General features: G+C 45.3%; 10 protein-coding genes. 9 read left to right on the forward strand and 1 reads right to left on the reverse strand.

Features of this window, described 5'->3' with window-relative positions:
• Positions 1–18: 18 nt before the first annotated feature.
• Positions 19–1,425 (reverse strand): FAD-dependent oxidoreductase, encoded by a 1,407-nt coding sequence (locus tag AC58UU_RS17700; RefSeq protein WP_497317760.1) that lies wholly within the window; start codon positions 1,423–1,425, stop codon positions 19–21.
• A gap of 205 nt (positions 1,426–1,630) precedes the next feature.
• On the opposite strand from AC58UU_RS17700, the gene AC58UU_RS17705 reads away from it, so the two are divergent.
• The 9 genes from AC58UU_RS17705 (at position 1,631) to AC58UU_RS17745 (ending at position 13,704) form a co-directional block, all read left to right on the forward strand.
• The gene (locus tag AC58UU_RS17705) at positions 1,631–2,695 is read left to right on the forward strand and encodes a LacI family DNA-binding transcriptional regulator (protein ID WP_497317762.1); all 1,065 of its coding nucleotides are present in this window, start codon (positions 1,631–1,633) and stop codon (positions 2,693–2,695) included.
• A 94-nt stretch (positions 2,696–2,789) separates the two neighbouring features.
• Positions 2,790–4,406, forward strand: a complete 1,617-nt coding sequence (locus tag AC58UU_RS17710; RefSeq protein WP_497317764.1) for a response regulator — start codon at positions 2,790–2,792, stop codon at positions 4,404–4,406.
• A 15-nt stretch (positions 4,407–4,421) separates the two neighbouring features.
• Positions 4,422–6,266, forward strand: coding sequence for a cache domain-containing sensor histidine kinase (locus AC58UU_RS17715; RefSeq protein ID WP_497317766.1), 1,845 nt, complete (start codon positions 4,422–4,424; stop codon positions 6,264–6,266).
• A 127-nt stretch (positions 6,267–6,393) separates the two neighbouring features.
• Positions 6,394–7,359, forward strand: coding sequence for an ABC transporter permease (locus tag AC58UU_RS17720; RefSeq protein WP_497317768.1), 966 nt, complete (start codon positions 6,394–6,396; stop codon positions 7,357–7,359).
• Between the two features lie 12 nt (positions 7,360–7,371).
• Positions 7,372–8,247 carry a carbohydrate ABC transporter permease gene (locus AC58UU_RS17725; protein ID WP_497317770.1) on the forward strand — a complete coding sequence of 292 codons (876 nt, stop codon included), beginning with the start codon at positions 7,372–7,374 and terminating at the stop codon, positions 8,245–8,247.
• Between the two features lie 73 nt (positions 8,248–8,320).
• A complete protein-coding gene (locus tag AC58UU_RS17730) occupies positions 8,321–9,874 on the forward strand; it encodes an extracellular solute-binding protein (RefSeq protein WP_497317772.1) in 1,554 nt (517 codons plus the stop codon).
• Between the two features lie 319 nt (positions 9,875–10,193).
• A complete protein-coding gene (locus AC58UU_RS17735) occupies positions 10,194–11,816 on the forward strand; it encodes a type 2 periplasmic-binding domain-containing protein (protein ID WP_497317774.1) in 1,623 nt (540 codons plus the stop codon).
• Positions 11,817–11,846: 30 nt separating this feature from the next.
• Positions 11,847–12,815, forward strand: a complete 969-nt coding sequence (locus AC58UU_RS17740; RefSeq protein ID WP_497317776.1) for an ABC transporter permease — start codon at positions 11,847–11,849, stop codon at positions 12,813–12,815.
• Positions 12,816–12,828: 13 nt separating this feature from the next.
• Positions 12,829–13,704 (forward strand): carbohydrate ABC transporter permease, encoded by an 876-nt coding sequence (locus AC58UU_RS17745; RefSeq protein ID WP_497317778.1) that lies wholly within the window; start codon positions 12,829–12,831, stop codon positions 13,702–13,704.
• Positions 13,705–13,760 lie beyond the last annotated feature (56 nt).

Below are 13,760 nucleotides of genomic sequence, written 5' to 3' on the forward strand. Positions count from 1 at the left end.
TCGCGAACACTCCCTACACTAACATTCTTTATCAAATGTAACGGCACCTACGGCAACGGTTTGATCCGCATCAGCTTTACCCGGCCGTTCACCAAGCCATGCACCCTGCGCGATCAGCTTGTTCTGCAGTTCTAAGATCGAGACCTCGCGGAAACCAATGCCAGCGAAGCTTGCCATAGCTGCCGCGACACCTGCGGCCTCTCCCATCGCAAAGCAGTTAGGCATGACGCGAAGCGAGCCTTGCACAGGGCGATCGGACGAGACGGAACGTCCGGCAACGATTAGATTCGATTTGCCTTGCGGAAGCATGCAGCGATAAGGTACGCCATGGGATTTGCCTTTTGGCAGATGCTTGACCGTCATCGTGCTGTTGGCGTTTGCCAAATGGATATCGATAAAGTACGAATTGCGTGCGATATCGTCTTCGAATGTCCTCATCGATATGAAGTCCTCGACTACGAGGGTATAGTCCCCCTGGATTCGGCGAGTTTCGCGGATACCGATCTGGTCGCCGGAGTGAACGAGGAAAATATGCTCAAAGCCAGGCACATATTTACGTAAAAACTGGATTTGGGTGTCGATAAGTTTCCGGCCCTCGATCGCGGCACGGGTCAAATCCTCCGCTTTCGTGCCGTCAATGTTGAAGATATGACCGAAATTAAAGCCGACGATTGAATCGGAAATCCAGGCCATACCTGATATCCGCTTGCGTCCCTCCGGGAGGTCGCCGTTTCGCTGCGCTTCAATGACGATGTTCTCCAGTTGACTATGCGCTCCTGTCTCCTGAAGGAACTGCTCATAGCGTGCCTTGTCCGCACCGGTAACCACATAGCACATGGTACCAGGTTGAAGCTCCCCTTGCTCTCCTCCAACTTGAAAAGGAACACCTGCCAGCGCAGCGAGATCCGCATCGCCCGAAGCATCGATGTACAGTTTGGCTTGGACGACAGACCGTCCGGATTTATTGCTTATGACTAGCCCGGTTATCCGATCGCCATCCAGCAGTACCTGATCCGCTACTGTATGGAACAGTACCTTCGCTCCGCTTGACAGTACTTCTGCGTCATATACGCGCTTAAGCGTTTCCACATCGATTGGAACCCAGTCCAACTGTTCCTTGTAACGTCGCATAAAGTCGTCACCGGCAGCGTGTTTCATCTTCTCGAGCAGATCAAGCCCGATGCCGCGAATGACCGGCTTCTCCCCATCGGTATAAGGGCAGAAGGCAGGAACTAGAGCAGCTGTCCCCATCCCGCCAAAGTAGCCTCTTTGCTCAATCAATAACGTGTTAGCGCCATTACGGGCAGCAGCAATTGCTGCTGCAATGCCTGATGCGCCTCCTCCAACGACAACCACGTCCGGGGTATAGCTAACAGGTAAGCTCTGCGATGGGATCGTTACGGTTTGAATGTTCAATTTCGTCATGTTGATGTTCCTCCTAAGAGTTTTACTTCAGCAAAACTGGATTTGTAATCATTTACCAAAGCTCAGTGTTAAGTGTCATTGCTTTCATTATAGATTCCTAGCATGGATGAACTAGTTTAATTTTAGTTTAATCAAAAAAGAGGACGTGATATGATAACTAAACGAATAACAAATCCGGACTACTATATATCGAGGTGCAGCCTATATGCCTACCCGAAAGGAAGTTACGTTAAAAACGATTGCCAAGGAGCTTGGGTTGACTGTACAGACCGTGTCTAAAGCGCTAAAAGGAAAACCCGGCATGTCGGAAGCTACCAGACAGCTTATTGTCCATACGGCCGAGAAGCTGGGCTATTATACAATGGATCAGATTCGCAGCCTTAGGCTCGATCGCATTGCTCCTTATCCCAATGAGCGGAAGCGCTTCCTTTTGGTACAGACCGCAGAATCCGTGGCTTACAATCGTCTGTTGCTTCAAGGGCTTCAAGATCGTTTCTTTTCCTTCGGCCATCAAATCGAGCTGCTGATGCTGCCGCAAAAGATCAAGAAGGAACATATGAACGAGTGGATCGAGGAAAGCGGAATGGCCTATGCGGATGGCATTTTCATCGCTCCAAGCATTGTGCCTAAAGCGTGGGAGCACGCTCTGTTTGGGCTGCAGCTGCCAAGAATATTGCTCAGCTTTCCTCCTCCAGGAGTGAAAATAGACAGCGTGATTTGGGATGTTTACGAAGCTGCGTTTCAAGCGGTAACCTATCTGCGAAGCCTTGGGCATGAGCGAATTATGTATGTGGGAGATATCCATTTGCAGCGTGGCTTTATTTTACGCTGGCAAGCCTTCTGTCACGCGATGAATATGCTCGGTGTCGAGATTGACCCTTCTATGCATTCCATCGGTGAACGGACCAACCAAGCGCAGTGGCGTGAAGAGCTGCTGCAACAAATGGAACATTTTAGGCCCAGCGCTATCATCTGTGGAATTGACCATGAAGTTCCGGTCGTATATAAGTTATGCAACGAGCTACAGTGGCGAGTGCCTGAGGATGTGTCCTTGGTTGGATTCCTGAATGAGCAATCCGAGTCTCTGCCATCGTTCACCCGACCGCTTCTTTCGATCCGTGAGACCGGTTACCGTGCTGCCGACCGGATGCTGTGGCGTATTGCCAATCCGACGCTGCCATTTGAACACATTCGTATTCAAGGTGATTTTTTTGTTGGGAGTACAACCTCAGCGCCTGCAAACAGCCGTGTTTTTTCTGAATTCAAGTAAATATAGAACCAGAAATCATAAGATTCTCATATGTCCTTGGCTTTTTTGCAAGATATAATAAGATGATCTGCAGCTAAAGGGAGGCCGACACGAGATGTATAAATTAGTCATTGTGGACGACGAGCCGACAGTTCGTTTTGGGCTAAGTACCTATTTTGACTGGAATGCTTATGGGATTGAAGTGGTGGGTGATGCGGATGACGGTGACGTTGCGTTAGAGGTTATTGAGCGAGTGAAGCCGGATATAGTGTTAACGGATGTACGTATGCCCAATATGGATGGCATTCAGATGTCGAATAGACTTAGTGAGCGATTTCCTCATATCAAAATTGTTTTTGTGAGCGGCCATGATGATGCCGAATATTTGAAATCTGCGCTTCAAGTCAAAGCGGTCGATTATATGTTTAAGCCCGTCAATTTGGGGGAGCTGAGCGTGGTGGTTGAACGCTTGGTTCGTACCTTGCAGACGGAAAAACAGGAACGAAAACTGATTGAGGACATGCAGGTCAAGCTCATTCAGAGCATGCCCTTGCTGCGGGAGAAATTTCTTATGTCATTAATTAGGGAAGGAATCACTTTTCCTGCACGTATACAGGATCGAACCCGATTCCTCGGGCTTGAGCTTCCGTTTGAGGCGACATACTGGGTGATTGCGATTCGCATCGATAATGCGTCCGAGGTTGCACAGAACCGTTCCGAGAGGGATCAGCAGTTGTTATCCTACTCTGTACTTAATATCGTGCAAGAGCTTATTGAGAAAGAGATAGGTGGATATGTTTTTGAAAATCAAATAGGCGAGTTTGTTGGCATTCTTCGACTGGTGGAGCAGGAAGATCAGGAAAGTCTTTTGTTTACATTAGCCGAGGAAGTCCGCGAAAGTCTCTACAACTATTTGAAAATTAGTGTGACCATCGGCGTGGGCGAACGAATATCGAGGCTTGCCAGCTTACCGCAGTCGTATTCGCAAGCAAGAGAAGCCGCTGATCAAAGATGGTATCTCGGTAAGAACCAGGTTATCTCCATGGATAATTTGGAACAGGGTAAGGACAGCATGTACCGCTTTGATCCAGCGCAGAATGAGAGATTGATCTCTTCTCTGAAAGCTGCGGAGGCTGGCAAGGTCCAGGAGGAGCTGCACGTTATTTATAGCGCTCTTTCCCGCAATCGTGCAGAAGGCATGCAGTACGGGCGCAACTTAAGCTTGCAGCTTCTGCTGCTTGCAAGTCGAATCTTGCTAGAGCTTAATGTTCACAGGCAGGGGCTGGAGGAGAAAGAGAACGAGCTTCTGGCAGAGGTTTTTCACCAAGAAACGTTAGGCGATTTAAGACGGCTTGTGGAATCTCATCTCATCGAGGTATGTGAGCGAATCGCTGAGAAACGCAGCGGCAAAGCCAAAAATGTCATTGAACGTATTCGCTCCCTAATCGATAAACGATTCGCGGAAAACCTTCAGGTGGGGGACATTGCGAAGGAAGTGTTCTTATCTACAACCTATCTTTGCCTGCTCTTCAAACAGGAAACTGGCGAAACCATCAACGAATATATGACGAAAGTTCGGGTAGACAGAGCGAAGGAGCTTTTGAAAGATCCAAGCAACAAGTTTTATGAGGTTTGTTATGCCGTTGGTTACTCGGATCCTAGTTATTTCAGCAAAATATTTAAGAAATACACCGGACATACGCCGAGCTCATTTCGCGATCAAGTCTTGTAAAGGCGGTGGAGGGAAATGAAGCAACTCATGACTAGAGGGTTGAATTACGTATCGATGATCTTCAAGGGCGTTGTTGCTGCAAGGGTATGGCTAATCGCTTACATTGTGTTGATCCTGATTCCGGCTTCCGTATTATTATATGCTTACTCACAGAGGTACTCCCGAATTTTGGAAGAAGAAGTAACGCATACGATGCTTCAGACGCTGAAGCAGGCAGAAATCAATTTGAATCACCAATTCGATTCCGCCAGAGATATTTCGAATACGATTCTTATGAATCCTAAGCTGCATCAATATTTAAGCAACTCAACATCTGATAGCGATCAACTCGATGCCATGAAGGAACTGCGAATTATTGTTGATAATGCCCAAACGAATCCGATTGTGTTCCGCGTTCGATTGTATGTCGACGACTCCAAGCTTTTTTCCCATGAGAGAGTGAATTTTTTTCCGTGGGAAAGCATCAAAAACCGTCCATGGTACACAGATGTAGTGAACTCCAGGGGCAATCTCGTGTGGACGGGAGCTTACTTGGAAAATTTTCTAGATGATACACAGAGCGCCCGCTATATTTTCTCGGGTATTAGAGTACTACGAGATCCGGATGATTACGATCATATGTCAGGTGTTTTATCTATTGAAATCGCTGCTAAGACCATAGAAAATATCCTAGCAAATATCGAGTTGAATAAAGAGCAAAATGTATTCATGGTCGCACCGGATGGCACCGTCGTCTTGCACAACGACAAATCCTTACTGGGGACGAAGCTGAAATCAAGTGCCGTGCTTAGCGCTATAGAACAAAAGAATGAAGGCGTATCTCCGATCATTGAAGACAACATTGGGCAATATGTCGTCTATACAACGATTGGCTCCACAGGTTGGAAGCTGGTTGCGGAAGTGCCTAAGAATGGCATTAGCTCCCGTGCGGCCTCGTTGAATCAATTTGCCAGTGTGGCTACTTTGTCAGGAGTAACGATACTGTTCCTCATCCTTGTTTTTATTCTGATTGCTTTTATCGTGCGCGGAATGAATCTCAGAGTGCAGACGGTGATAAGAGCAATTAAACGAGAAGGCATGGAGGGGCTGGATGAACGGAGTGGAACGTCAGAAGGCGACTTCTATTTACTCGAAAAAAGCGTCGACCATCTAATTCATAGAGTCCGAGATTTAATGGAAGAGACGTATAAATCGAAGGTGCAGGAGCGTGAGGCGCAGCTGCGGGCTTTGCAAGCGCAGATTAATCCTCATTTCTTGTACAATACCTTGGATACGATCAATTGGATTGCTATTGGACATAACGCTCACGATATTAGCCAGATGATCGATGGTTTGGCCAAATATTTCAGGCTTAGCTTAAACAAGGGCAGAGATTTGGTCAGTGTGACCGATGAGCTTAATTTAGCCAAGGTTTACTTGGAGATTCAACAAACCCGATTTCCGAAGAGCTTTGAGGTTCATTTTGACATCGAAGAAGGCATGGATGATATTGAAATGCCTAAGCTGACACTGCAGCCAATTGTGGAAAATGCCCTTTTGCATGGGATAAGAAAATCTAAGGGCAAGACAGGGTCTATTTTGATCAAGGCCAGACAAGAAGAGGGGGTTCTGATCTTATCCGTCACTGACGATGGCATCGGCATGGAGCCAGAGCTTGTGCAAAGTCTGCTGACAGAGCCGCGTCCCACCATGAAATCAGACGTTTCCGGAAGCTCGTATGGTTTGTACAATGTTAATGAAAGGATCAAGTTGTTCGCAGGAGATGCCTATGGACTGGAGCTTCACTCTACGCTCGGAGAAGGGACAATAGTCACGGTTCGAATGACATATAAACATTCATCTGATAAGCCGCCTCTATAAGAAAGAGGTCGGCTTTTTGTTTGCGTAAATACCATAAGATTGCACCAGAAACAGAAATATTACCATCTACAAGTCGTTTCTGGGCACCTATATAATTAACCTATAAGAACACGGAGGTGAGCCATTCATGAGTGTTTCGCTAACAGAGCTTGAGCAAAAAAAAGCTCACGCCAAGCCCAAAACAAAAGGTAGTGGCCGTTGGAAGCTAATTCTAACCAATTATGATTTATACCTATTATTAGTGCCGGGATTAGTAGTTCTGTTTTTATTCAAATATGCGCCTATGTACGGGATTATTATCGCTTTTCAAGACTTCAACATTTTTGATGGTTTTGCTGGAAGTAAATGGGTGGGTCTGGATCAATTTGAGAAGCTCATACATTCCGAAGAGTTTTATCAGGTTTTCATGAATACCTTGTTGATCAGCATTTACAAGCTTGTGCTTCTTTTTCCGATACCCATCATCATCGCGCTTTTCTTGAATGAGGTTCGGAAGGCCTTTTTCAAGAAGACGATTCAAACCATTATATTTCTCCCGCATTTTCTATCATGGGTGATCATTTCTGGATTGTTTATTAATATCCTGTCCCCATCAGGCGGTCTAGTGAACAATATGATTCAGTGGTTCGGAGGGACGCCGATCTCCTTCTTTCTGGACAACCAGTACTTCCGAAGTGTAGTTGTATTTACAGCAGGTTGGAAGGAATCAGGCTGGAATGCCATTATATTTATCGCAGCCATTGCAGGCATCGAGCAGGAACAATATGAAGCAGCTTCCATTGACGGTGCAGGACGCATTAGACAAATGCTCCACATTACATTGCCAGGTATTATGCCAACGATCATTCTCATCTTAATTTTGCGCATGGGATATTTGCTTGAAGCAGGCACGGAGCAGATTCTAACCATGTACAACTCTGTCGTGTATCAATCGGGTGATGTGATCGGTACTTTCGTTTATAGGCAGGGGCTCGGTCAACAGGATTATAGCTTTAGTACAGCAGTCGGGTTGTTCAACTCTGTCGTTGGGTTCATCCTAATTATTGCTGGTAATGAACTCAGCAAAAAGCTTATCAAGCGAAGCATATGGTAGGGGGCTGGAAACATGCATAAAAAAACGCTTAGTGATTGGTCCTTAGACATCTGTATTTATCTTGTTTTACTACTTTCCGGCTTAGCTACTTTGCTGCCACTAGTCAATATTTTATCCAAAGCAATTAGTGATGAATCGGCAGTGATATCCGGTAAAGTAGGGATTTTTCCGGTAGGCTTCCAGCTAGATACGATGAAATACGTGGTATCCTCCAGCCAGTTTCTCCACTCAATAGGGGTTTCTCTACTGATAACGGTTGTAGGTACAGTGCTTGCGATTCTGGTAACAGCAATAACGGCTTATCCATTGTCCAAAAGGCATCTTCCAGGCATTTCGATGATTATGCTGCTGTTTGTTTTCACGATGATGTTTAATGGCGGTATTATTCCCAATTACTTGCTAATGAAACAGCTCCACTTAATTAATAGCTTATGGTCGCTGATGCTGCCTGCTCTCATTAGTGTGTTCAATATGCTGGTGATCAAAAGCTACTATGAATCTTTGCCTGAGGCTCTTGAAGAATCAGCCAAGATGGATGGCGCTCGTAACTTTACGATTCTTTTTCGCATCATACTTCCTTTAAGCGTACCTGTAATCGCAACGATTGCTCTTTTCTATGCAGTCTACTTCTGGAATGACTACTTCCACCCTATGCTCTACATCAATGACGCAAGCCTTAAGCCTTTGCAGTTGTACTTGCGTGATATTGTCCTGGATGCAGATAACTCAAGTGCCGTAAACAAAAGTGTTGACGATATGATGAACGCATCACCGGAAGGTATTCGAGCTGCAACCGTCATCGCTTCGATCATACCGATGCTGCTCGTGTATCCCTATTTGCAAAAGCATTTTGTCAAAGGTGTGCTCATCGGTTCTGTAAAAGGGTAAATTTGCATTAAAACCCTTGATACTAGCATCAAGGGTTTAATGATATATTAAAAATTACTAGGGAGGTTCACACATGTTAAAAAAACACAAAAAAATGATGCTGCTAACGCTCGCAGCAAGCTTATCTGTAACTTCTCTTGTCGCTTGCTCTTCGAAAAGTACAGACTCAGGAAGCAGCGCAACTCCAAACAGCACCGCCTCAACAGCTCCAGCATCAGCGGGACCAAAACCGGAGTTAAAATCGCTTCAAGTCTGGCAGCAGGAAGATTACAACACATATCCCGTAGCTAAATTCCTTGAAGAAAAGACCGGCTACAAAGTGAAATACGATATGATGCCACAGGACAAGCCTCAAGACAAGCTGAACATCTTGATTGCTTCCGGCGAACCTTATGATGCTATTACTACAAACGGAACCGCAGACTACAAAGCGATATATGCAGATTATGCGAAAAAAGGAGCATTAACGGACTTAGGGCCATTGATCGACAAATATGGACCGAATATTAAAGCGGCAATTGATCCTAACGCCCTGGAAGCTGCAAAAGTAGATGGTAAACTATATGCAATCCCAACCAAAACGCTTCCCTCTGCAGGCGAAAGCTTGTACATCAGGCAAGATTGGCTTGATAAAGTAGGTATGAAAGCGCCTACTACATTGGATGAGCTCGTTGCCGTTCTGAAAGCCTTCAAAGAGAAAGATCCTGGCGGAAACGGAGACAAGAATATTCCGTTAACGATAAAAGGCGAAGCGATGTTCATTAATAACATCGTCGGTGCTTTTGGCATATCGACCTTCTGGAATGATGTGAATGGCAAGTTAACACCGCGAGTTCTAGACCCTGCCTACAAAGATTATGTGACCTTTGCCGCTGATCTCTTTAAACAAGGCTTGCTAGACAAAGAGTTTGCCGCTAATAAAGATGCTACCGCTAAAGAGAAATTCACAAGCGGAAGAGCAGGCATGATTATGCTTCACTGGGCTGACGTACCTGTCATTGCTGATGCATTGGCTAAAAATATTCCTACTGCGAAAGCTAACTTTATTCCAGCGCTAAAAGGTAAAGATGGAAAAGCCGGTTTAACCGCTCCATCAGGCTTTGACCGTATCACTTTTATACCAAAAGCTTCCAAGCATCCTGAAGATGCGATCAAGTGGATGAACGCTAAGCTTGAAAAAGAAACCTTCAAGACCATGGCGATTGGCGAAGAAAATAAGCATTATACCTTCAAGGATGGCGCATATACGCCGATTCAACCGATCTTCACTGATGAGCGCAATAGAGCGAACAACTTCTTGATGGGTACGGACGACACAAACTATCCGACTTACTGGCAGGCACGTGTTCGTAAGGATATGCGTTTGTTCGATGCTTGGAACTTCATGAACACCATTGAACCGGCGAATACCAGAATCAAAGATCCGTTAGGCTTCGCTCCATACTTGCCTGAGTTCTCGAAAAACTTCCAACAGTTGAATACGATGGTGGGAGACTATACGACGAAGCTGATTTTCGGAGCAGAAGCCATTAGTGGTTTGGAAGCGTTCCAACAGAAATTCAAAACTTCCGGCGGAGATGTAAGCTTCAAAGAAGTCAACGATTGGTACGGGACAGTAAAGAAATAAGTATGGCTGCCTTGCAATGGGCACAAAACAAAAAAAAATGAGATGGCAAGAATCACCTTGCCACCTCATTTTTTTTTTTGTTTTCTGTAATATCTTAAAAAAACACAACACCCTTTAAAGTTTCACCATGGAGTGTATAATTCCACCATTGTATGATTAAAATGGCCGTTTTCTTTATATTTAATGGTTCGCATTAAAAATTGAATGTCCTTCTATATTTAGAATCCCCAGTCTTTATGAAAATTTCGAGGTTTAATTTCGAATGCGCTTTCATTACGATTAGCTTAGATTAAGCATTTTATATAGGGAGGCGTTTTTATTGTTCAAGGCAAAACCTGCTAAAGTAGGCACAGCAGCGTTATCGGTAACTCTAGCACTAACCGTAGTATCCGGGTGTGTGCCGGGAAGTAACAAAGCCAGCCAGAATTCAGCTCCCAAAGCGAGTGAAGCGGCGTCTAAATTGACTTCATTATCTTATTGGTCGGCATTTAACCCATCGGCTGCGGCTACAATGAAGAGCTACAGTGAAATGGAAGCTTATAAGGAAATGGAGCGGATTACCGGGACCAAGGTAGAATTCCAGCATCCCCCTCAGGGCGCGACAGCAGAGAAGGAGCAATTCAATCTGATGCTTACGTCCGGAAGTCTTCCGGATGTGATCGAATACAATTGGAACACGTACCCGGGTGGACCGGAGAAAGCGATCAAGGACAACCGGATTATCAAGCTGAACGACTACATTGACAAATACGCTCCTAATTACAAAAAAGCGATCGCTTCCAATCCGGAATGGAAAAAGCAAGTAACCACGGATGATGGCAGTATTATCGGGTTTCACTTTATTCGTGGCGACCGTTCTTTACAGGTATTCAAAGGACCTATTATGCGGCAGGACTGGCTGGATAAATTGGGGCTGAAGCAGCCTACTACAATTGACGAGTGGTACACCGTGTTGAAAGCGTTTAAAGAGAAGGATCCGAACGGAAATGGCAAAGCAGATGAAATCCCCCTTCTCTTAACGCTCTCCGAGTTGAAGAATTCTCATGCGTTCATCGGAGCTTACGGCGTGCCGAACAACTTTTATAGGGAAGGAAATACAGTTAAATACGGTCCTATAGAACCGAACTACAAAGAATTTTTGACTACGATGAGCAAATGGTACAAAGAAGGCCTGATTGATAAAGATTTTGCAGCAACGGACGCTAAGCTACTTGACGCCAAAGTCACTGGTAACCAACTAGGTGCCTTGATTGGAAACGCAGGGGGAGGTCTGGGTAAATATATGACCTTGATGTCCCCGAAAGATAAAAACTTTAAGCTTGCAGGTGTCCCGTATCCCGTGCTGAAAGCCGGCGACAAGCCGCTTTTTGGACACCTGGATGCACCGGTACCGGGTAAATCTGCTGCGATCACGACAAGCAATAAGAATATTGTGGAAACTGTGAAATGGCTGGATATGGGCTACAGTGAACAAGGACATATGCTTTTTAATTTCGGTAAAGAAGGCGTAAGCTACAAACTTGAGAACGGCTACCCGAAATACACGGACATCATTACGAAAAATCCGGAAGGCATGCCAATGAGCCAGGCTATGGCTAAGCATAACCGTGCTACCTGGGACGGAATCATGGTACAAGATAAGCGTTATTCCGAGCAATATCAAAGCCAAATTCCGGAGCAATTAGAGTCAATCAAGGTATGGTCGCTGCCAACCAACGAGAAGGAAATGCCTCCGGTTACTCCTAATAAAGATGAAAGCACGAGATATGCGGCTGTTATGACAGACATCAATACGTACAGAGATGAGATGTACAACAAGTTTGTTATGGGGGCCGAACCTCTAGAGAACTTTGATAAATATGTAAAAACGTTGAAAAGCATGGGGATTGACGATGCCATCAAAATTCAGCAGGCTGCACTCGAAAGGTACAACAAGAGATAACAGCAGTTGTAAAGAAAGGAAGTGATCGTTATGGCGATGATGGAGAATGAGCTTCCCGTTCGTAACCAGGTAAAATCCTATGAGAAGGAAAGTAAATTAGCGTTTATTATCAAGGACTTAAATCGAAATAAGTTCATTTATATCATGCTGCTGCCGGTACTTGCCTATTATGGCATCTTTCACTATGGCCCTATGTATGGTCTGCTGATCGCATTCAAGGATTTCAGCCCTGCCCTCGGAATCTGGGGGAGCGAATGGGTCGGATTTCAGCATTTTACCGAATTTTTCAATGGATTTTATTTCTGGAGGCTTATCAAAAATACACTGCTGATCAACATTTATGAGCTATTGTTTGCCTTCCCTGCGGCGATTGTTCTGGCTTTACTTCTGAATGAGATTCGCAGCAATATGTTCAAAAGGGTTGTTCAGACCATTTCGTATTTGCCACACTTTATATCCATCGTTGTTGTAGTGGGAATGATGGTTGACTTTCTCGCTCGTGACGGTCTGATTAACCAATTGCTCGTTATGTTTGGTTTTGAGTCCATTGCGTTCCTACGCCAGCCGGAATGGTTCCGTTTCCTCTTCATTTCCTCGGGCATCTGGCAAGGGATCGGTTGGGGATCGATCATTTATTTGGCAGCAATGGCCACCATCGATCCCACCCTATACGAAGCGGCCAAAATGGACGGGGCGGGAAGGTGGAAACAGACTCTGCACATTACGCTTCCTGGCATTATGCCAACGATTGTCATTTTGCTGATCATGAATATGGGTTCAATGCTAAGCGTGGGCAGTGAAAAAGTGCTGTTAATGTACAATGCATCAACCTATTCCACCGCTGATGTCATTTCTACTTACGTTTACCGTAAAGGGATTTTGGAGGCGAGCTACAGCTATACCGCCGCAGTCGGCTTGTTTAACTCGGTCATCTCCTTCATCTTAATCGTTAGCGCCAATAGCATTAGCAAACGCGTCAGCGAAAATAAGCTTTGGTGAGGGAGGAGTCATCATGAGAATCAGCACTAGTGAAAAGGTATTCGGCGGTTTCAATGCCCTGTTGATGGTCATTCTTTGTTTTATCACGATGTATCCTTTTCTTTATGTCCTATTCGCTTCACTCAGCGATCCCGCGAGTGTTGCTAAACACCGGGGTTTACTGCTTATCCCGCTCGGCTTCACGCTGGACGCTTATAAAGCAGTTTTAGATAACCCTATGATTAGCACAGGATATCGAAATACGATATTTTACGTAGTCGCTGGAACGGCGCTCAACTTGTTTATGACGGCATTGGGTGCCTACGCTCTTTCTAGAAGAAACGTGTATTTCAAGGATATTTTCATGTTTGCGATCGTCTTCACGATGGTGTTTCACGGCGGCTTGATTCCGACTTACCTAGTCGTTGGCAACTTGGGCCTGTTGAACACGCCTTGGGCTTTAATCGTTCCGGGTGCTATCAGCACCTTTAACCTAATTATTATGCGCACTGCCTTTCAGCAAGTGCCGATCAGCCTCGAGGAATCGGCGAGAATGGATGGTGCGAATGATTTCACGATTTTATTCCGTGTGATTATCCCACTATCCATGCCGGTTATCGCAGTTATGATCCTGTGGTATACCGTTGGTCACTGGAATTCCTATTTCAGCGCATTAATCTATTTGCGTGATCGGGAACTGTATCCACTTCAACTGATTTTGCGGGAGATCTTGGTCAACAACAACACGGACAGCATGATGACCGGGGCATCTACGCTGGACAAAATTGATGTGGGGGAAACGATTAAGTACGCCACGATCATTGTCTCCACGCTGCCCATTCTGATCCTCTACCCTTTTCTGCAAAAGTATTTCGTCAAAGGGGTTATGATCGGAGCCATTAAAGAATGAATTTAACGAGGTACAAGGAAATCGTCAGGGCATGTACGAATAGTATGGATTACTAT

Source organism: Paenibacillus sp. JT22N1, from assembly GCF_059692155.1.

Bases quoted from the DNA above. Each gene is read 5' to 3' on its own strand.
- AC58UU_RS17730 (WP_497317772.1), top strand. From the start codon at position 8,321: ATGTTAAAAAAACACAAAAAAATGATGCTGCTAACGCTCGCAGCAAGC.
- AC58UU_RS17720 (WP_497317768.1), top strand. From the start codon at position 6,394: ATGAGTGTTTCGCTAACAGAGCTTGAGCAAAAAAAAGCTCACGCCAAG.
- AC58UU_RS17705 (WP_497317762.1), top strand. From the start codon at position 1,631: ATGCCTACCCGAAAGGAAGTTACGTTAAAAACGATTGCCAAGGAGCTT.
- AC58UU_RS17700 (WP_497317760.1), bottom strand. From the start codon at position 1,425: ATGACGAAATTGAACATTCAAACCGTAACGATCCCATCGCAGAGCTTA.
- AC58UU_RS17710 (WP_497317764.1), top strand. From the start codon at position 2,790: ATGTATAAATTAGTCATTGTGGACGACGAGCCGACAGTTCGTTTTGGG.
- AC58UU_RS17740 (WP_497317776.1), top strand. From the start codon at position 11,847: ATGGCGATGATGGAGAATGAGCTTCCCGTTCGTAACCAGGTAAAATCC.
- AC58UU_RS17725 (WP_497317770.1), top strand. From the start codon at position 7,372: ATGCATAAAAAAACGCTTAGTGATTGGTCCTTAGACATCTGTATTTAT.
- AC58UU_RS17715 (WP_497317766.1), top strand. From the start codon at position 4,422: ATGAAGCAACTCATGACTAGAGGGTTGAATTACGTATCGATGATCTTC.
- AC58UU_RS17745 (WP_497317778.1), top strand. From the start codon at position 12,829: ATGAGAATCAGCACTAGTGAAAAGGTATTCGGCGGTTTCAATGCCCTG.